Source organism: Mesorhizobium sp. USDA 4775, assembly GCF_054062655.1.
This window is the reverse complement of the sequence record NZ_JBSSFM010000001.1, coordinates 1068303-1085874: the sequence shown is the minus strand read 5'-3', so window position 1 is coordinate 1085874 and position 17572 is coordinate 1068303. Positions and strand designations below refer to the sequence as shown.

Annotated in this window: 19 protein-coding genes and 1 pseudogene; 9 read left to right on the top strand and 11 right to left on the bottom strand. The window is 63.6% G+C overall.

Going from position 1 to position 17572, the window contains the following annotated elements:
• Nucleotides 1–38: 38 nt before the first annotated feature.
• Together ACVILI_RS05490 and ACVILI_RS05485 are read right to left on the bottom strand one after the other, a co-directional pair.
• Nucleotides 39–1250: an FAD-dependent oxidoreductase gene (locus ACVILI_RS05490; RefSeq protein WP_038651196.1), complete on the bottom strand. Its 1212-nt coding sequence runs from the start codon at nucleotides 1248–1250 to the stop codon at nucleotides 39–41.
• Nucleotides 1251–1252: 2 nt separating this feature from the next.
• Nucleotides 1253–1420, bottom strand: coding sequence for a hypothetical protein (locus ACVILI_RS05485; protein ID WP_010912744.1), 168 nt, complete (start codon nucleotides 1418–1420; stop codon nucleotides 1253–1255).
• Between the two features lie 95 nt (nucleotides 1421–1515).
• On the opposite strand from ACVILI_RS05485, the gene ACVILI_RS05480 reads away from it, so the two are divergent.
• A complete protein-coding gene (locus ACVILI_RS05480) occupies nucleotides 1516–2013 on the top strand; it encodes a MarR family winged helix-turn-helix transcriptional regulator (protein WP_019862451.1) in 498 nt (165 codons plus the stop codon).
• A 50-nt stretch (nucleotides 2014–2063) separates the two neighbouring features.
• Here the strand turns inward: ACVILI_RS05480 and ACVILI_RS05475 are convergent, their stop codons facing one another.
• Complete coding sequence (locus ACVILI_RS05475; RefSeq protein WP_038651194.1) at nucleotides 2064–2696, bottom strand: TetR/AcrR family transcriptional regulator; 633 nt, start codon at nucleotides 2694–2696, stop codon at nucleotides 2064–2066.
• A gap of 102 nt (nucleotides 2697–2798) precedes the next feature.
• Between ACVILI_RS05475 and ACVILI_RS05470 the strand changes: the two are divergent.
• Nucleotides 2799–3202, top strand: a pseudogene (locus ACVILI_RS05470) (VOC family protein).
• A 65-nt stretch (nucleotides 3203–3267) separates the two neighbouring features.
• Here ACVILI_RS05470 and phhA read toward each other — a convergent pair.
• Entirely contained in the window at nucleotides 3268–4104 is an 837-nt protein-coding gene (gene phhA, locus ACVILI_RS05465; protein ID WP_240564602.1) for a phenylalanine 4-monooxygenase, read from the bottom strand.
• A 139-nt stretch (nucleotides 4105–4243) separates the two neighbouring features.
• Between phhA and ACVILI_RS05460 the strand changes: the two genes are divergently transcribed.
• Together ACVILI_RS05460 and bchE are read left to right on the top strand one after the other, a co-directional pair.
• A complete protein-coding gene (locus tag ACVILI_RS05460; RefSeq protein WP_038651188.1) occupies nucleotides 4244–4720 on the top strand; it encodes an Lrp/AsnC family transcriptional regulator in 477 nt (158 codons plus the stop codon).
• A 112-nt stretch (nucleotides 4721–4832) separates the two neighbouring features.
• Nucleotides 4833–6398 carry a magnesium-protoporphyrin IX monomethyl ester anaerobic oxidative cyclase gene (bchE, locus tag ACVILI_RS05455; protein WP_038651186.1) on the top strand — a complete coding sequence of 522 codons (1566 nt, stop codon included), beginning with the start codon at nucleotides 4833–4835 and terminating at the stop codon, nucleotides 6396–6398.
• A gap of 6 nt (nucleotides 6399–6404) precedes the next feature.
• On the opposite strand, the gene argB is transcribed toward bchE, so the two are convergent.
• A complete protein-coding gene (argB, locus tag ACVILI_RS05450; protein WP_038651183.1) occupies nucleotides 6405–7298 on the bottom strand; it encodes an acetylglutamate kinase in 894 nt (297 codons plus the stop codon).
• Nucleotides 7299–7460: 162 nt separating this feature from the next.
• Nucleotides 7461–8957 carry an amidase gene (locus tag ACVILI_RS05445; RefSeq protein WP_038651180.1) on the bottom strand — a complete coding sequence of 499 codons (1497 nt, stop codon included), beginning with the start codon at nucleotides 8955–8957 and terminating at the stop codon, nucleotides 7461–7463.
• A gap of 137 nt (nucleotides 8958–9094) precedes the next feature.
• Here ACVILI_RS05445 and ACVILI_RS05440 point away from each other — a divergent pair, with 137 nt between their 5' ends.
• From ACVILI_RS05440 to msrB, 4 genes are all read left to right on the top strand, one after another.
• Nucleotides 9095–9634, top strand: coding sequence for a sigma-70 family RNA polymerase sigma factor (locus tag ACVILI_RS05440; protein WP_019862441.1), 540 nt, complete (start codon nucleotides 9095–9097; stop codon nucleotides 9632–9634).
• Nucleotides 9631–10353, top strand: a complete 723-nt coding sequence (locus ACVILI_RS05435; protein WP_084791724.1) for an anti-sigma factor — start codon at nucleotides 9631–9633, stop codon at nucleotides 10351–10353. Before ACVILI_RS05440 ends, ACVILI_RS05435 begins: the two co-directional genes overlap by 4 nt.
• A gap of 226 nt (nucleotides 10354–10579) precedes the next feature.
• Nucleotides 10580–11137 (top strand): fasciclin domain-containing protein, encoded by a 558-nt coding sequence (locus tag ACVILI_RS05430; protein WP_038653641.1) that lies wholly within the window; start codon nucleotides 10580–10582, stop codon nucleotides 11135–11137.
• Between the two features lie 209 nt (nucleotides 11138–11346).
• Entirely contained in the window at nucleotides 11347–11850 is a 504-nt protein-coding gene (msrB, locus tag ACVILI_RS05425; RefSeq protein ID WP_019862438.1) for a peptide-methionine (R)-S-oxide reductase MsrB, read from the top strand.
• 172 nt (nucleotides 11851–12022) lie between these two features.
• Here msrB and ACVILI_RS05420 read toward each other — a convergent pair whose 3' ends face one another.
• Nucleotides 12023–13618 carry a DHA2 family efflux MFS transporter permease subunit gene (locus tag ACVILI_RS05420; RefSeq protein ID WP_038651174.1) on the bottom strand — a complete coding sequence of 532 codons (1596 nt, stop codon included), beginning with the start codon at nucleotides 13616–13618 and terminating at the stop codon, nucleotides 12023–12025.
• Between the two features lie 72 nt (nucleotides 13619–13690).
• Entirely contained in the window at nucleotides 13691–14878 is a 1188-nt protein-coding gene (locus ACVILI_RS05415; RefSeq protein ID WP_038651171.1) for an HlyD family secretion protein, read from the bottom strand.
• Between the two features lie 127 nt (nucleotides 14879–15005).
• Between ACVILI_RS05415 and ACVILI_RS05410 the strand changes: the two genes are divergently transcribed.
• Nucleotides 15006–15740: a TetR/AcrR family transcriptional regulator gene (locus tag ACVILI_RS05410; RefSeq protein ID WP_019862434.1), complete on the top strand. Its 735-nt coding sequence runs from the start codon at nucleotides 15006–15008 to the stop codon at nucleotides 15738–15740.
• 96 nt (nucleotides 15741–15836) lie between these two features.
• Here the strand turns inward: ACVILI_RS05410 and yihA are convergent, their stop codons facing one another.
• From yihA to ACVILI_RS05395, 3 genes are all read right to left on the bottom strand, one after another.
• Nucleotides 15837–16496: a ribosome biogenesis GTP-binding protein YihA/YsxC gene (gene yihA, locus ACVILI_RS05405; protein WP_019862432.1), complete on the bottom strand. Its 660-nt coding sequence runs from the start codon at nucleotides 16494–16496 to the stop codon at nucleotides 15837–15839.
• Nucleotides 16493–17131 (bottom strand): CatB-related O-acetyltransferase, encoded by a 639-nt coding sequence (locus ACVILI_RS05400; protein WP_038651168.1) that lies wholly within the window; start codon nucleotides 17129–17131, stop codon nucleotides 16493–16495. The genes yihA and ACVILI_RS05400 overlap by 4 nt, the downstream gene beginning before the upstream one ends.
• 120 nt (nucleotides 17132–17251) lie before the next feature.
• On the bottom strand, nucleotides 17252–17566 hold the full coding sequence (locus ACVILI_RS05395) for a hypothetical protein (protein ID WP_038651165.1): 315 nt from the start codon (nucleotides 17564–17566) through the stop codon (nucleotides 17252–17254).
• Between the last annotated feature and the right edge of the window lie 6 nt (nucleotides 17567–17572).

Sequence of the window (17572 nt, the reverse complement as noted above, 5' to 3'; positions counted from 1 at the left end):
TGGGGTCTTCCGCGCCCGCGACCGGCGCGGAAATCCAGTCAGGTCGACGGTTTTTCGAGCGGCGTCAGGTCGGCACGGTAACGCGTCATGGCGCGGTTCGTGCGTGCGCCCAAGCGGACGAAGAACGGCAACATGAGGTCACGCAGGAACAGAGCGACGCGGCCTTTCACCTGTTTTTGCGCGCCGATCCGCCGGCTGACCTTGACGATGTGCTCGACGCGGTCCTGACGCAGCGCCTGAAAGGCGGCGAAGGCCTGCGCCGGCAATGGTGTCGCATCCAGGCACGCGGCCAGCACCACGGCGTCCTCGATGGCCATCGACGCGCCCTGCCCGGAATGCGGCGCGACGGCATGCGCGGCATCGCCCAGCACGACCACCCGGCCGGTGTGCCATTTTGGCAGATGCAGCATGTCGAACACGGGGTAGGCGCGCGGGATTTGCGTGACGGTGTCGACGATCTGGCGGATCGTCCGGGGATCGCCGGCATGCAACTGGCGAACGGTTGCCGCCAGATGCAAGGGATCGGGTCTCGCCAGGGCAGCATCCTCGTCCAGCGGGAAGGACGAGAACCACAACACCGGTCCGTCATCCGGTTTCATGTAGCCGAAGAAGGCTTTCCTGCCGAACACCATATGCATCAGGCCGTCGGTGGACTCGACAAAGGGCAGTTCCGCCACGCCGCCGACGCCGGTCAGTCCAGTATAGACCGGATCCGGGGAGGCCGGAAAACAGACGCGACGGACGCGCGACCAGACGCCATCGCAGCCCGCGAGCCAGGCGGCATCGACGGTGACGCCATTGCCGAAGGCAAGGCGCACACAATCAGGCTGGTCTTCGATTTCGGCGAGCGCATGGCCAAAACGGATGTCGGCGCCAAGCGCCAGCGCCTCATCCAGCAGCGCGCCGAGCAGGTCCGAGCGCCGCAACGTGACGCTTTCGGCGCCGGCCTCGCGCATCGATAGCTGCTCGTCAAGATGGATGAGCCGGCGCCCGGCGGCGTTCATGATCTCGAAGCCAAGGGTGCGAATGCCCAGCGCGCTTACCCGCTCGGCGAGCCCAAGCGCACGCAGCGCGTTGATGCCGTTGGGGGCCAGAGTGAGGAAGGCGCCTTCGCTCAACGCTTCGCGCGACCGCGCCTCGAACAGGCGGACGGCAAGCCCCTGCCGCCGAAGCATGACGGCAAGGGCCAGCCCGGCAACACCGGCGCCAATGATGGCGACCGGCAATGCCGAGGGGGTGGTGACGGCCATGGTCACAGGCCGTAGATGGCGATGCGCACCAGCACCGCCGCGGCGGCCAGCGCCACGAGCAGGATGCCGAGGCCGATCGGGGAACCCCAGCCATACCATTCCATCGCCAGCTTGGCGTATTTGAATTCATCCTCGTGGGAGAGAGGGGTACGTTGTTGAATCAAGCTCATTTTTTCACTCCTTGTCGGCGGCCGGCTCTTGCCTTGTCGGTGCTACGGCCGCATATTGCTGCGATAGTCTAAATGTTAGACGGATTGATAGTTAGATGATCGAAATAAATTCGTCAAGCAGGTATCGCGACGAAATCGCGGCCGCGATCGGCCTTGCCGTGATGCAATGGCAGGACGCCACGCAGGCCTATGACGAGGCGGTGGGGGCGAGGCTCGGGCTGAACATGGCCGAGCGCCATTGCATCGGACTGCTCTATGGCGGCCCGCAATCGGCCGGCGCGATCGCGACCGCGACCGGGCTGACGCCGGCCGCCGTGACGGCGCTGATCGACCGGCTCGAGGCACGCGGGCTGCTGACGCGCACGCGCAGCCTCGAGGACAGGCGCAAGGTGGTGATCGAAGCGACCGAGGCTACGCGGGACCTGTCGGCGCGCTATTACGGCGCCATCGCCAAGGAGGGAGAGAAGGTGATCGCCACCTTCAGCGACGCCGAACTCGCGACCATATCACGCTTCGTCAACGCCGCGCTCGACCTGCAGCGCGCCCAGCTTGCGCGGCTGAAAGCCGAGGGGTCGGACACCTCAGGGCGATAGGGGCGCATTTTTTGTTCGCGGCGTTACCGCAATGTCGGCGGGGAACGCGACTATTTCGGCTGGACCCCATAGACGGCCAGAAATGCCTCCACCGAGGCATCCGCGTGCCGTTCCAGTTCGGCTTTGGAGCGCCGGTTGCTTCCCGTGAACATGGCTTCATTCATGGGGATCCAAAGAAGCATTCCAAAAAGATGGCTGGCTGCCAGATAGGGATCGCTGGTCTGTATCAGTCCTCGATCGGTGAGCTTTTGAAAGCAGGACCCCGTCGAGGCAAGCATGCGCTCAAAACCTTTTTCGTACCAAGCGCGGCCAAGCTGCGGCATTCGATCCGCGTTGGCGATGATCAAGCGCCGCAGCTTCAACAACTCTTCGTCCATGAGAACCGCTATCAGACGTCGGGCAAGCTGCTGCAGGCCGCCTTCCATGAATTTCGCCTCGGAAAGCAGCGTCGTCACGGACTCGATAATATCGTTGACCTGGCCAGCGGTTGACAGAACGACTTCGCCGAACAGCGTCTCCTTGTCGGTGAAATGCTTGTAGACGGTCTGCTTGGAGGCCCCCGCTTTGGTAGCGATTTCCTCCATGCTGGTCCCGTCATAACCCTTGCTGATGAACGCCGCCGTGGCCGCCTGGATGATCTCGCGATCCTTGCGTTCCGATCTGGTCTCACCGTCGATTTTCAAGGCGCTCTCCTGGCCAGTACTAGACGGTACCGTTCCCGCATGGTAGCCATGAAACGGTACTGGACTGACTAGTACCTGTCAACGAAGGCAAGGCTTAGACCGATGACCAAGATGATCTTCATAAATCTGCCGGTGCGCGATCTGCAGGCGGCGACCAACTTCTATCTCGCGATCGGCGGCACGCTCAATCCGCAGTTCTCGAACGACCAGGCCAGCTCGATCATGTTCTCCGACTCGATCGGGGTGATGCTGCTGACGCACCAGCACTACGGCCAGTTCACGACGCGCCAGATCGGCGACGCCAGGCGCGACAGCCAGATGCTGATCGCGCTCACCGCCGGCAGCAAGGACGAGGTCAATGCCACGATCGAGAAGGGCGTGGCGGCCGGTGGCCGCGCCGATCCCAACCCCGCGCAGGACCTCGGCTTCATGTTCAACCGCCACACGAAGACCCCGACGGCAACGTCTGGGAGTTCCTGTGGATGAACCCTGCCGCCATGCAATAGCCCCGCGGATCAAAGCGTCCAAAGCGCGTCGCGTTGAAACGGATTCATGCGACGCGCTTTGCGTTTTAGACTGTCGCCGGGTCGAGCGCCTCCTCGCCCTTGCGGCGCGCGACGATCGCCTCGAAATCAGCCGTCTGGAAAGCGTCGCGCAAGGCGTCGAAGGACGGCAGCACGAAATAGGCGCGCTGGAACTTGTCGATCTCGTAGCCGGTGCGCATCACCATTTCCAAGTCGAAAGGCACATGGTGGGCGTCCTTGCCCTCGACGGCGAACTGCAATTCGGTGAAGGACGACATCAGGCCGGCGCCAAAGGCCTTCAGCGGCTGGCCGGCCTCCTGCATCAGGCCGTATTCGGCCGTGTACCAGTAGAGCCGGGTGATCATCTCGTCGCCGCCGAGCGCGATGATGTCGCCGGCCTTCTTGCCGTACATCTGCATGAAGTCGGCGAAGACCGGCTGCGACAGCACCGGCACGTGGCCGAAGAAATCATGGAACATGTCCGGCTCGACGATGTAGTCGAGCTCCTGCCTGGTGCGCAGCCAGTTGGTGACCGGGAAGCGGCGGTTGGCGAGATGGTCGAAGAAGGGGGCGGCGGGAATAAGACCCGGCACGGCAACGATCTCCCAGCCGGTCAGCTTGCGCAGCTTGGCGCTGACGTCCTCGAAATCGGGAATGCGGTCAAGCAGGCCAAGTTTTTCAACACCGTCGAGATAGGAATGATGGGCGAGCTTGCGCGTCAGCTTCGTCTGGCGATCGCACAGAGTGCGCCACACCGCCTGTTCCTCGTCGCTGTAGTCATAACCCTGGGCCACGGTGAAATCGGCACGGCAGACCGAATAGTCGCCGCGCAACCCCTGCGCCGCGCAATCGCGGGCATATTCGGCAACACTCATCGTCGTCATGGTTTTTCTCCTCGCAAATCGGCAATTGCAGACGTGTCCGTAGCGTAACCGGATTTGGTGAGGCAATTCGGTTTTGATGATGGCTCATCAGCGATGTTCGGGATAATATTCACTCACAATCCGCATCCGAGGAGTGAAAATGCCTCAATTCGATGATTTCGAGATCAAGATGCTCGATGTACTGCAACGCGACGGGCGCAAGCCTGTCTCGGAACTGGCGCAAGAGATCGGCCTGTCGACGACGCCATGCGCGCGGCGCTTCGAGGCGCTGCAGGATGCAGGTGTCATCAAGGGTTTTGCCACGGTGATCAGCCGCCGCGCGGTCGGCCTGACGGTCGAGGTGTTCATCCAGGTGCGCCTTGTCAGCCACAGCGATGGCTCGCCGGAGAAGTTCATTGCCGCGGTGCAGCGCATGGACGAGGTGTCTTCGTGCTGGACGATGACCGGCGACCACGACTTCCTGCTGCATGTGATGGTGCCTTCGGTCGACGAGCTGAACGCCTTCGTCATGCACCGGCTGATGCGGCTCGACGGCGTGCGCGACGTCCACACGCAGCTGGTGCTGCAAAACATCAAGGGGCCCGGCCACGTGCCGCTCGCGCATCTCAGGAAGTAGCGCCATCTCCAGCGCTCCTGCGGAAAAGCTGCACGCAAACTGCTGAAACGGGCCAATTGGGCGGCTAGATCGCCGGCCAGCATATGCGGACCAACTGCCTAAGAGGTCCGCCATGAAAATCGTCCTGATCAATCCACCGCACACAGCCATCGGCAGCCGGGTGCCGGACGATCATTTGCCGCCGCTTGGCCTGCTGGCGATCGGCGGCCCGCTGATCGATGCCGGCCATGATTTGCGGCTCGTCGATGCCGAACTCGGGCCGATGCCGCTCGAAAAGGTGGTGCGCGACGCCCTGGACTGCTTTCCGGACTTCGTCCTGATCGGCCATTCCGGCTCGACCTCGGCGCACCCGACCGCCTTGCTGATCGCCAAAATGATCAAGCAGCGCGAGCCGGCGACGATCGTCATCTATGGCGGCGTCTTCCCGACCTACCACTGGCGCGACATATTGGCGGCGACCGACGTCTTCGACTTCATCGTGCGCGGCGAGGGCGAAGCGACCGTCGTGGCGCTGGTCGAGGCGCTGGAAATGCACCAGCCGCCGGCGAGCGTCGCCGGCATCGCCTTCCGTGACGATCTGCGCCGTCCCTTTGCCACGCAGGGCGCCATGACCATCGCCGATCTCGACGCTTACCGCGTCGGCTGGGAGCTGATCGACCACGGCCGATATAGTTACTGGGGCGGCAAGCGCGCCGTGGTGATGCAGTTTTCGCGCGGCTGTCCGCATCTGTGCAACTATTGCGGCCAGCGCGGTTTCTGGACCCGATGGCGGCACCGCGATCCCGTAAAATTCGCTAAGGAGATCGCCTGGCTGCACCGCGAGCACGGCGTCAAACTGATCAACCTCGCCGACGAGAACCCGACCGTTTCGAAGAAGGCGTGGCGCGCCTTTCTCGACGCGCTGATCGCCGAGAACGTGCCGGTGCTGATCGTCGGCTCGACCCGCGCCGACGACATCGTGCGCGACGCCGACATCCTGCATCTCTACCGCAAGGCCGGCGTCATCCGGTGGCTGCTCGGCATGGAGAACACCGACGAGCAGACGCTGCAATTGATCCGCAAGGGCGGCAGCACCTCATCCGACCGCGAGGCGATAAGGCTGTTGCGCAAGCACGGCATATTGTCGATGGCGACCTGGGTGGCCGGCTTCGAGGATGAGGGGTTTCGCGACCTGTGGCGCGGCTTTCGCCAGCTCATCGCCTATGACCCCGACCAGATCCAGGCGCTCTATGTGACGCCGCATCGCTGGACGCCGTTCTTCCGCATCGCGCGCGACCGCAAGGTGATCCAGAAGGATGCCCGGCTGTGGGACTACAAGCACCAGGTGCTGCAGATGACGCGGCTGAAGCCGTGGATGCTGTTCTTCAGCGTCAAGCTCATCGAGCTCGCCGTGCAATCGCGGCCGAAGGCGCTGGCGCGCATCCTGTTCCACCCCGATCCCGAGCAACGGCATTCGATGCGCTGGTACACCAAGATGGGCCGCCGGGTCTGGTTTCGCGAGGTCTGGGGTTTCCTGGCCCGTGATGGCAGGGTGAAGGACGGTCCGACGCTTGCCGAATTCTGGGGCGCGCCGCAGGACGCGGAGGAGGAATCGATGATCGTCGCGCGACAGCCGCGCAAGCCGGAGCTTTCCGCCTCCACAAATAGCGGGCTGCCGGCCAGAAGACTAGCCGGCTGAGGCCGACTAAGGCACGATCAGCGTGCCGGCGCCGTGTTCGGTGAAGAGTTCTAGCAGCACCGCATGCGGCGTCTTGCCGTTGAGGATGACCACGCCTTCGACGCCGCGCTCGATCGCCTCGATGCAGGTCTCGACCTTGGGGATCATACCGCCCGAGACCGTGCCGTCCTTGATCAGCGCCCTGGCCTCGGCGACGGTCAATTCGTCGATCAGCTTCTTGTTCTTGTCGAGTACGCCCGGCACGTCGGTAAGGAACAAAAGGCGCGAGGCCTTGCAGGCGCCGGCAATGGCGCCGGCGAAAGTGTCGGCGTTGATGTTGTAGGTGTGGCCGTCGCGGCCCGGCGCCACCGGCGCCAGCACCGGGATCATTTCGGAGCGGGCCAGGAGGTCGAGCAGCGTGCGGTCGACCTCGACCGGCTCGCCGACGAAGCCGAGATCGAGCACGCGCTCGATGTTGGAATCGGGGTCGATCATGGTCTTGCGCGCCTTTTCGGCGAACACCATGTTGCCGTCCTTGCCGCAGAGGCCGATCGCCCATTCGCCTTCGGCGTTGATGAGCGCAACGATCTCCTTGTTGATCGAGCCGGCCAGCACCATCTCGACGATCTCGACCGTCTTCTGGTCGGTGACGCGCAGGCCGCCCTCGAACTTGGATTCGATGCCCATCTTGGTCAGCATGGCGCCGATCTGCGGCCCGCCGCCGTGAACGACGATCGGGTTGACGCCGGACTGCTTCAGCAACGCGATGTCGCGGGCGAAGGCCTTGCCGAGCTCGATATCGCCCATGGCGTGGCCGCCATATTTCACCACGACGGTCTTGTGTTCGTAGCGCTGCATGTAGGGCAAAGCGCGCGACAGCAGGGCGGCCTGCATTTCGGCGGTGGCGGCGATGTCCGTCATCGGGCGGTTCCCTGGCTTTTTGGTTTATGCATGTCGTTGCTCCAAAACCGCCGGGCACTTTTGGGCGACATGCATCAGGTAAAGACGGCGGCGTCTTAGCGGGATTTGGCCCGGGGGGCAAATGGCATTGCTGTCATATTCGCCGCGTTCACGGCCTCGTCATCATGACGGCACCATCAGCGGCGCCCGCCGTTTCAGCCAACCCGAAAGCTTCTCCATCTGCGCGGCGAAGGACAAAAGCGTCTCCTCGTCGCCCGGGCGCCCGGCGGCCTGGATGCCGAGCGGCAGGCCGGCCTCGGTGACATGGACGGGCAGCGCGATCGACGGCTGGCCGCTGACATTGTGGATTGCCGGCCAGTGCGTGAACAAAAGGCTCTTGTCCATCAGCTGGCCGAACAAGGGTTTCAGCTTGAGCAAAGACGTCAGGTGAAGCTTGTCGAGAAGGTTTTCGACCAGCTCATCGGTGCCTTTCGGGTCCATGGCGCCGCAGGCGAGCGGCGGGTGCGCGATAACAGGCATCAGCACAGCGTCATATTGCGCGGTTTCCTCGATCATCCGGCGCGAGGCGGCATGTAGCCGCTGCAGGCCGGCATAGATTTCGCCGGCCGAGACCATTTCGCCCAACCGGCCGAGCACCCGCGTGGCGCGCTCGACGTCGCCGGTGACGGGACGGCCGACGCGCAGCGCTTCGGCCCGCAGCGTGCCGGCGACGGCGGAAGCAACCGTCCTGCAGAAGTCGGCCATGAAATCGCGGCCGATGAAGGGCAGGTCGATTTCCACGGTGGTGTGGCCGCCCTCGCGCGCAAGCGCCACAGCCATGTCGAGCGCTTTCATCGTCTCGGCCGAGATCGGCAGGCCAAGCGGCGACTTGCGGTAGACGGCCAGGCTGAGCTTGCCGGGATCGCGCGCGGCGGCGGCGGCGAACGTGCCCTTTGGCGGCAGTGCCGCATAGGGCGACAGGGAGTCGGGACCGTGGGTGAGGTCGAGCAGCAGCGCGCTATCGCGCACCGAGCGGGTGACGGCATGATCGACCACCATGCCGTACCAGCTTTCGCTGACCAGCGGCGTCAGCGGGATTCGACCCCGCGAGGTCTTGAGGCCGACCAGGCCCGTGCAGGCGGAAGGCACGCGGATCGAGCCGCCGCCATCGGAGGCATGCGCCACCGGCACCACGCCGGCAGCGACGAGGGCCGCCGCGCCACCCGATGAGCCGCCGCTGGTGTGGCCGGTGTTCCAGGGATTGCGGGTGATGCCGAAGGCCTTGGATTCGGTCATCAGCCGCAACCCATGCTCCGGCGAAGTCGAAGTGACGATCGGGATCAGCCCGGCGGCAAGGTAGCGGTCGGTCATCAGCGAATTGACGTCGGGCACCGAGGCCGGAATGCGGCTGCCGCCATGCGAGGGCACACCCTTGATGGCGATGCCGAGGTCCTTGATGGCAAAGGGCACGCCGGCCAGCGGCAGCGAGCGGTCCATGGTTTTCGCCCGCGCCCGCGCGGCCTCGTAGAGCGGCTCGGCCGTGGCATTGATTTCAGGCCTTGAGGCCTCGGCGCGCGCGATCGCCGCTTCGGTCAACTCGATCGCCGACAGTTCGCCCTTGCGCACCAGACCGGCGAGGCCGGTGGCGTCTTCTTGCCACAGAATGCGTTCGACCGACATCGGCGCCTCCCCGTTCCCGCCAAGCTAGCCAGCGCCTGATCCCTTGGCAATCGAAGCCTGCGCCAGCACGCCGGACTTTAGGTGCACGGAATATTTCCAGCGTTGCAAATACAATGCAATCGCCTAACTTGGCGCACATGACGCCGCAGGACATCACCAAGCTGATCGTCCGGACTTCGATGAAGGATCGGGCAGCGTTCGATCTGCTCTACCGGCAGACCAGCGCGAAACTTTTCGGCGTGTGCCTTCGTGTATTGAACGACCGAGGAGATGCTGAAGAAGCGCTGCAGGAAGTCTTCGTGAAGATATGGACGAAGGCGGATCGTTTTGCCGTCTCCGATCTGAGCCCGATCTCCTGGCTGGTGGCAATCGCCCGCAACCACGCGATCGATCGCGTCAGGGCACGGCGCAAGCCTGCCGCCGATATCGATGCCGCGCTCGAGGTGGCCGATCCGGCACCGGGACCTGAAGCGATGGTGGTGGCAGGCGACGAATCCGTACGCATCCATCATTGTCTCGAGGAGCTGGAGAAGGACCGGGCGGCGGCCGTCCGGGGCGCTTATCTCAAGGGCGAAAGCTATGCCGAACTGGCGGAGCGCCACGGCGTGCCGCTGAACACGATGCGTACCTGGCTGCGCCGCAGCCTGATGAAACTGAGAGAATGTCTGGAAAGATGACACTGGCAGAGGACAACGGACCGGAACGTGGAGGCGACGAGCTGTTCGCCGCCGAATACGTTCTCGGCGTTCTGCCGGTGGAAGAGCGGCAGATCGCGTCCAGGCGCGTCGACACCGACACCGATTTCGCGCGGCTCGTCGATGGCTGGGAGGTTCGCCTGTCGCCGCTGGCATCAGCCTATGCCGAGGTCGAGCCGCCGGCTTCGGTGAAGGCGGCTGTCGACCGCCGGCTGTTTGCATCGACCGCCGCCACTCCGGCCGAGGCCCGTGCCGGCCTGTGGTCCAGCCTCGCCTTCTGGCGCGGCCTTGCCGTCGCTGCTGTTGCGGCGCTGGCTCTCTATATCGCCGTGCCCTATGTCAATCGGCCGGCCGAACAGCCGCAGGCGCGGCTTGTCGCCTCGCTGGCGGCCGACGGCAGCGATGTAAAATATCTCGCCGTCTATGATTCCGAGCGGCATGACGTCAGCCTTTCGCACGTTTCCGGCACGCTTGCTTCCGGCAAGGACTTCGAACTTTGGATGATCGAAGGCAAGAACGCACCGGTCTCGATGGGCGTCATCCCGGCCGGCGCGACCGCGCATATCGGGGTCTCGCCCGCCACGCAGCAGAAGCTGGCGCAGGGCGCGGTGCTGGCCGTCAGCCTGGAACCGGCCGGCGGCTCGCCGACGGGACAACCGACCGGACCGGTGGTTGCCGCTGGCGACCTGAAGGGCATCTGACCTGCTGCATCTCGCAGCGAATCCGTTTCCGGAATTTCCCAAATATATCTTATGTAACACCTGCCTAAAATAGGTGTGCGTGCCGGTAAGAAGGTGCGCCATAAAATCTCTTTGCCCGAGCGAAAAATTCAAAAATCCAAAAATATTCTGAAACTCGCGCGTTTGTGTTGCGTATCTCCTCGCGTCCCCAAAAAATGGGAAGAGAAAACCGAGGAGTTTGAACATCATGCGTAGATACGCCACCCTTTTTCTTGCCGGTACGATCGCTGTTTCCGCGCTTGCCACCGCCGCCTATGCCGAAAACCCAATGGTCGGCGGCGCCGCCATGTATGCCCAGAAGAACATCGTCGAGAACGCCGTCAATTCGAAGGACCACACCACGCTGGTCGCCGCCGTCAAGGCGGCCGGCCTGGTCGACACGCTGCAGGGCGCCGGTCCGTTCACCGTCTTCGCGCCGACCAACGAGGCCTTCGCGGCACTGCCGGCCGGCACGGTCGACACGCTGCTCAAGCCCGAGAACAAGGACAAGCTGACGAAGGTCCTGACCTGCCATGTCATCGGCGCCAAGGCGATGGCGGCGGATGTGGCCTCGATGGCCAAGGCCGACGGCGGCACGCACAAGGTCAAGACCGTCGGCGGCTGCGAGCTTTCCCTGAAGGCCGAGGGCGGCAAGGTCACCGTTACCGACGAGAATGGCAATGTCGCCAATGTGACGATCGCCGATGTCGAGCAGTCCAACGGTGTCATCCACGTCATCGACAAGGTTCTTTTGCCGAAGATGTAACAAGGGGCCAGCCGCGGACGAACCTGCGGCAAGAGCTCTCCGCCGATTGCGTCGTCCCGCTCCCCTGATCCGCAATCGACACGCACGCTCCGCGCCGCCCACAGCCAACTGTGGAACGGCGCGGAGTGTCGTTTGGGGGCAACCGTCACCGGCTTTTGATTTTGGCGTGGCGGTATAGTTTGGCAAAAGGAACAACCGGAGGAATGGTCATGAACCGTCGCGACTTTCTTTTGAGCGGTGCCGCCGCCCTTGGCGTCGTCGGGGCCGCCGCAACCATGCTGCGCATGGGCGCTCCGCAGCCCGCGCTGGCGGCCGAAAAATTCGAGATCACCAAGACGGATGACGAGTGGAAAGCCATCCTGTCGCCTGCCGCCTTCGACGTGCTGCGCAAGCAAGGCACGGAATATCCGGGCACCAGCCCGCTGCTCAACGAGCACCGCAAGGGTATCTTCGCCTGTGCCGGCTGCGACCTGCCGGTCTACCCCTCTGAGACGAAATTCGATTCCGGCACCGGCTGGCCGAGCTTCTGGCAGGAGATCGCCAACGGCATCGGCAAGACCGAGGACAGGTCGCTCGGCATGACCCGCACCGAGGTGCATTGCCGCCGCTGCGGCGGCCATCTCGGCCACGTCTTCGACGACGGTCCGGCGCCGACCGGCCTGCGCCACTGCATCAACGGCGTGGCGCTGACCTTCAAGCCGGCCACGGCCTGACGAAATTCGACCGGAAACGAAAAACTCCGGGTCTTGCGGCCCGGAGTTTTTTGCGCGGTCAGAGCTTTCGGGCGTGGACTGGAGGAGCTTCCCGAAACCGCTGCCCACGTCTGTGTTTCTGTCTTGACGCAATTCCTGTGGGAAAACCGCTTCACACTTATCCTGGAATTGCTTAGTGCCCGCCACCTCCGCCACCACCGGGCGGGGCCGGCTTGTTGATCAGCATCGTGAACAGGCCGAGCGTCGCAAACAGCACTGTCAGCATGTAGAACACGTCCATGAAGGACAGCAGCGCCGCCTGCTGCTGGACCATGCCCGACAGCTTGGAGATCGCCGCGCTGGCCGCATCCAGGCCAGTGGTCTGTTCGAAGTTCAGCGTCATGTTCTGCAGCTTGGTCTGCGCGGCGGCACTGCCCCACTGCACATGCTCTGCGAGCCTCGCATAGTGGAAGGCGTTGCGGTCGATCAGCACGGTGTTGATGAGGGCAAGGCCGACAGCGCCGCCGAGGTTGCGGGTGAGGTTGAACAGGCCGGAGGCGTTCTTCAGCCGGTCGGGCGGCAAGGTGCCGAGCGCGATGTTGTTGATCGGCACCATGCACAGCATCATCGAACAGCCGCGCAGGATCTGCGGGATGAGCAGTTCGTAGAAATCCCAGTCGGCGGTCAGATGCGTCATCCACCAGGTGCCGGTGGCGAAGCCGAAGAAGCCGATCATCATCATCAGCCGCAAGTCCATCTTGCTCGACAGGATGCCGGAGATCGGCGCGGTGACGAACATCGCCAGGCCGCTGACGAACAGCGCCTCGCCGATCATCATCGAATCATAGCCGCGGATACGGCCGAGGAAGACCGGATAGAGATAGGTCAGGCCGTAGAGGCCGATGCCGATGACGAAGGAAAACAGCGAGCCGAAGGCAAAGTTGACGTTGCTGAAGGCCCGGAGGTCGACGATCGGCTCCTCGGCGGTGAAGACACGCCAGAAGAAGATCACCGCGCCGACGCTCATGACAATGGCGCAGATGAACACGCCCTGGTCCTGCAGCCAGTCATTGTTCGGACCCTCTTCCAGCACATATTCCATACAGCCGAGGAAGGCCGCCATTCCGGCGAGGCCCCACCAGTCGAACTTGTTGAACAGCTTGAGATTGGGCTTGTCGAAATCGATCAGCGCCCAGGCGGCGCTCGCCACCAGGATGCCGGGCACGACATTGACCAGGAACAGCCAGTGCCATGAAAAGGCGTGGCTGATATAGCCGCCGACGGTCGGGCCGATGGTCGGCGCCAGCGTCGCCACCAGGCCGATCATCGGCGAGACGACGGCGCGCTTGGAAGGCGGGAAGATGGTGAAGGCCGCGGCAAAGACGCTCGGGATCATGCCGCCGCCGATGAAGCCCTGCACGGCGCGGTAGACGATCATCTGGTCGATGTTGGTGGCGGTCGCGGCAAGCGCGCTGGCCGCGGTGAAGCCGGCGGCGGCGATGGTGAACAGCACGCGCGTCGACAGCATTCGGCTGAGGAAGCCCGACAGCGGGATCATGACCACCTCGGCAATCAGATAGGCCGTCTGCACCCACGGAATTTCATCGGAGCTGGCGCTGAGGCCCGCCTGGATCTCGGCCAGCGAAGCCGAGACGATCTGGATGTCCAGGATCGCCATGAACATGCCGAACACCATCGCCAGGAAGGCGATGACGCGGCGTGTGGAGATGGTGTCAGGGACCGCCGGTCTTGCCGGCGGCGATCCTGCGGTGATGGTAGCGGTTGCCATTTCATGGGCCTCCTTGAGGCCGGCCGGGCGGCCCAGCGCTTCATCAGCCGCCGAGCCACCCTCCGAAAGCGCTTAGTTGGTCGTCGCGGCAGGTGCGGTGCGGCTGTCAACGTTGACGACAACGCTGAGGCCAGCACGCAGCTTGCGCGTCTTCAGGGCATCGGCCGGCACGTCGATGCGGACCGGGACGCGCTGCACAACCTTGGTGAAGTTGCCGGTGGCGTTTTCCGGCGGCAGGAGCGAGAAGACCGCGCCTGAAGCCGGAGCGAGCGACGAGACGGTTCCCTGGATGGGATGGCCGTCGATGGCGTCGACCGAGATGTTGACCTTTTCGCCCGGAACCAGCCGGGCAAGCTGCGTCTCCTTGAAGTTGGCGACGATGTAGAGCTTGTCCAACGGCACGACGACGGCGAGCTTCTGGCCGGGGCTGACAAGATCGCCCTGCTCGACCGAGCGGTTGCCGACGACGCCGTCATAAGGCGCCTTGAGCACGGTGAAGGACAGGTCGCGCGCGGCCTTGTCGCGGCTGAGCTGCAGCGAAGCGAGCGTGCTCGCCGACTCGGCGCGCTGCGCCTCGAACACGCCGATATTGGCCTGTGCAGCGGCGATCTGCGCATCGGCGCCAACCAACGCGGCATTGGCCTGGTCGAGTGCAGTCTGGGCATCGTCCAGTTGCGCCTGCGTGCCGACATGCGTCTTGACCAGTTGCGCGGCGCGCTGCTGGGCACGGGCGGCGTTGTCGGCCGCGGCCTGGTCTGCAACCTTCTGCGCCTGGGCCTGCTGCAGGGAGGCCTGCGCCGCCTTGGTCTGCGCGTCGATGCGGTCGAGCGTCTTGGACAATGTGGCGATCTGCGCTTCGGCCTGGGCAACGGCGATCTTGTAGTCGCCATCGTCGATCGTCAGCAGCGGGTCGCCGGCCTTGACCAGCTGGTTCTCGCTGACCTTGACCTGATCGACATAGCCGGAGATCTTGGGCGAAACGAACGCCATGTCGGCCTGGACATAGGCATCGTCGGTCGAGATCATGAAACGGCCCGTGGTCCAGTAGTCATAACCGTACCAGGCGCCACCGCTCAGGAGGGCAAGGCCGATGATCGGCAACAGGATGGAACGCACCGAGCGCTTCTTCTTGGCTGGAGCTTCGGCCGCCGGCGGCGGTGCCACCGGCAGGACGGGAATCTCCGGTGCTTCCGTCGCCGGAGCGACCTTGGCGTTGGGGAAGGGGCGGACTTCGGCTGTGTTGGGCGCGTTCGAGGACATGACATCTCTCTAAAGTAATAATACTGAACCGTTCGGTTCGATCCGGCCGTTGACATAGCGTGAAAAGAGGACCATATCAAGGGCAATCGAACCGGTTGGTTCGAATTATTTTCGAGGTGTGACTTTTATGGCCGAGACAACGCCTGACGTCGAAACCGACAACTGCAACGACCTGCTGGAAAGCCTGCGCCGCGGCCGCCCGGCGGCCGGACAGGATCCGGCCAAGCGCAGCCAGATCATCGACGGCGCCCGCCGAGTCTTCATAGACAAGGGCTTCGAGGCCGCCTCGATGAACGACATCACGCGCGAGGCCGGCGTTTCGAAGGGCACCATCTATGTCTACTTCGCCAACAAGGAAGAGCTGTTCGAAGCGCTGATCGAGGAAGAGCGCGGCACCATCTTCAAGAATATGTACGACATGCTCGACCGCGCCGACGATCTGCGCCAGACCCTGGTGAAGTTCGGCAAGGTGCTGTCGATGAAGATCACCTCGGCCAGGGTCATCCAGGCGCAACGCACGGTGATCGGCGCCTCCGACAGGATCCCCGACATGGGCGCGCGGTTTTACGAACGCGGCCCCAAACGCGGCCATGACAAGGTGGTGGAGTTTCTCAATGCCGCCATCGAACGCGGCCTGCTCAAGATCGACGATGTCGATCTTGCCGCCTACCAGTTTACCGAACTGTGCCTGGCCGGCCTCTTCCGGCAGTGCATCTTCGCCTACCGCACCAAGGCTCCGAGCGACGAAGAGATCGACCACATCGTCAGGTCGGGCGTCGGCATGTTCCTGAAGAACTATGGCACCGAACGGCTCGCGGAGGAAGAAAGCCACCAGATGATTGCGCTGGAGGCAAAGGCCTAGAGCGTTTCACCGTTTCATGGAAACGGCGAACCACTCTGACTCTTAGTTTGACGCAATTCCCAAGGGAAAACCGCTCACACTTTTCCTGGAATTGCTCTAGCCGCCATTGGCGGCAAGCACGATGGCGGCCTGCAATTCCTCCAGCCCCTCGCCCTTTTCCGATGACGTCGCCAGGACGAACGGAAACGCCGCCGGCCGTTTCTTGATCTTTTGCAGCGTCTCCTCGATCAGCCGCGGCACGCCGGCGACCTTGATCTTGTCGGTCTTGGTCAGCACGATCTGGTAGGACACCGCCGCCTTGTCGAGCAGCGACAGCACCTCGTCGTCCTTGGCCTTGATGCCATGGCGGGCGTCGATCAGCACATAGACCCGCTTCAGCGTGACCCGGCCCTTGAGATAGTCGAAGACCAGCTTGGTCCACTCGTCGACTTTCTCCTTGGGCGCGGTGGCGTAGCCGTAGCCCGGCATGTCGACCAGCGCCATCGGCGGCAGGTCAGCGCCCTCGCCGGAAAATCCGTCCGGCACGAAATAATTCAATTCCTGCGTGCGCCCCGGCGTGTTGGAGGTGCGCGCCAGCCCCTTCTGGTTGACCAAGGCGTTGATCAGCGACGATTTGCCGACATTGGAGCGGCCGGCAAAGGCGATTTCCGGCGGCCCTTCCGGCGGCAGGAACTTCATGGCCGGCACGCCGCGGATGAAGATCCACCCGCGCGTGAACAGGTCGGTGGTGATCACAGTGCTGTTCAGAGCGTTCAAGCTGCTGCCTCCAGAAGAGAGATATCGGCGCCCCTAATGGCATCGAGGTTGCGGCCGATCTTGTCCACGGGCCAATGCCACCATGCCAGTGCCAGCAACCGCCTGATCGTCCTGTCGTCGAAACGCATCTTCACCACCTTGGCGGCGTTGCCGGCGACAATGGCATAGGGCGGCACATCATGCGTCACCACGGATTTGGCGGCGATGATGGCGCCATGGCCGATTTCCACGCCGGGCAGGATAACCGCCTCCATGCCGATCCAGACATCGCTGCCGACCACCGTGTCGCCGCGCACCTCCTTCGACCATGTCGCCGGGTCAAAGCCTTTTTCCCAGCCATGGCCGAAAATGTTGAACGGATAGGTGGAAAAGCCGGACATTGCGTGGTTGGCGCCGTTCATGATGAAGCGCGCGCCTTCGGCGATGGCGCAGAACTTGCCGACGATGAGCTTGTCGCCGATGAAGGGATAGTGGTGCAGCACGCATTTCTGCGCGAATTTGTCCGGTCCGTCCGGGTCGTCATAATAGGTGAAGTCGCCGATCTCGATGTTCGGCTCCGTCACCAGCGGCTTCAGGAAGCCGACGCGCGTGTGCATCGGGATCGGGTGCTTGATGTCGGGGTTGGGTCCGTCCATGTCGGGTCGTCCGGGAATTGGCAGACAGGCGCATCCGAACCGGAGGCGCCTGGTCAAAATAACGTGATCCGCCCTATAGCACCAATCGGCCGGGGTGCGAGTCTTCCGTGCGTGCCAGGCTCATTTGTCGCCGCGGCAGCTCACGATCGGATTGGACAGCGCGCTGTCGAAACCGCTGCCCTGGTAGACGGTGACGTTGGCCGCACCTGGCGGCAGCAGGAACGTGCCTTCGACGACCTTCTGGTCGCCCGCCATGGTGTGGAGAGCCCAGCTAAACGTGCAGAATTGCGGCGGTGCTGCGGGTTCGACGTGGCTGCAGGTCAGCTGCGCGCCACCCAGCATGGCGGCGCCGCCGCAGCTCACCGCCTCCTTTGCAACCGCGATGCCGGGACACCCGACGAGAGCCGTCACGGCTGCGATCCTGATCCAGTTCATCGTCGA

What these genes read in the sequence shown, in the direction of transcription:
- ACVILI_RS05490 (WP_038651196.1), bottom strand. Translation starts at nt 1,250, where the DNA reads ATGGCCGTCACCACCCCCTCGGCATTGCCGGTCGCCATCATTGGCGCC.
- ACVILI_RS05485 (WP_010912744.1), bottom strand. Translation starts at nt 1,420, where the DNA reads ATGAGCTTGATTCAACAACGTACCCCTCTCTCCCACGAGGATGAATTC.
- ACVILI_RS05480 (WP_019862451.1), top strand. Translation starts at nt 1,516, where the DNA reads ATGATCGAAATAAATTCGTCAAGCAGGTATCGCGACGAAATCGCGGCC.
- phhA (WP_240564602.1), bottom strand. Translation starts at nt 4,104, where the DNA reads ATGACGACGATGAGTGTTGCCGAATATGCCCGCGATTGCGCGGCGCAG.
- ACVILI_RS05460 (WP_038651188.1), top strand. Translation starts at nt 4,244, where the DNA reads ATGCCTCAATTCGATGATTTCGAGATCAAGATGCTCGATGTACTGCAA.
- bchE (WP_038651186.1), top strand. Translation starts at nt 4,833, where the DNA reads ATGAAAATCGTCCTGATCAATCCACCGCACACAGCCATCGGCAGCCGG.
- argB (WP_038651183.1), bottom strand. Translation starts at nt 7,298, where the DNA reads ATGACGGACATCGCCGCCACCGCCGAAATGCAGGCCGCCCTGCTGTCG.
- ACVILI_RS05445 (WP_038651180.1), bottom strand. Translation starts at nt 8,957, where the DNA reads ATGTCGGTCGAACGCATTCTGTGGCAAGAAGACGCCACCGGCCTCGCC.
- ACVILI_RS05440 (WP_019862441.1), top strand. Translation starts at nt 9,095, where the DNA reads ATGACGCCGCAGGACATCACCAAGCTGATCGTCCGGACTTCGATGAAG.
- ACVILI_RS05435 (WP_084791724.1), top strand. Translation starts at nt 9,631, where the DNA reads ATGACACTGGCAGAGGACAACGGACCGGAACGTGGAGGCGACGAGCTG.
- ACVILI_RS05430 (WP_038653641.1), top strand. Translation starts at nt 10,580, where the DNA reads ATGCGTAGATACGCCACCCTTTTTCTTGCCGGTACGATCGCTGTTTCC.
- msrB (WP_019862438.1), top strand. Translation starts at nt 11,347, where the DNA reads ATGAACCGTCGCGACTTTCTTTTGAGCGGTGCCGCCGCCCTTGGCGTC.
- ACVILI_RS05420 (WP_038651174.1), bottom strand. Translation starts at nt 13,618, where the DNA reads ATGGCAACCGCTACCATCACCGCAGGATCGCCGCCGGCAAGACCGGCG.
- ACVILI_RS05415 (WP_038651171.1), bottom strand. Translation starts at nt 14,878, where the DNA reads ATGTCCTCGAACGCGCCCAACACAGCCGAAGTCCGCCCCTTCCCCAAC.
- ACVILI_RS05410 (WP_019862434.1), top strand. Translation starts at nt 15,006, where the DNA reads ATGGCCGAGACAACGCCTGACGTCGAAACCGACAACTGCAACGACCTG.
- ACVILI_RS05400 (WP_038651168.1), bottom strand. Translation starts at nt 17,131, where the DNA reads ATGGACGGACCCAACCCCGACATCAAGCACCCGATCCCGATGCACACG.
- ACVILI_RS05395 (WP_038651165.1), bottom strand. Translation starts at nt 17,566, where the DNA reads ATGAACTGGATCAGGATCGCAGCCGTGACGGCTCTCGTCGGGTGTCCC.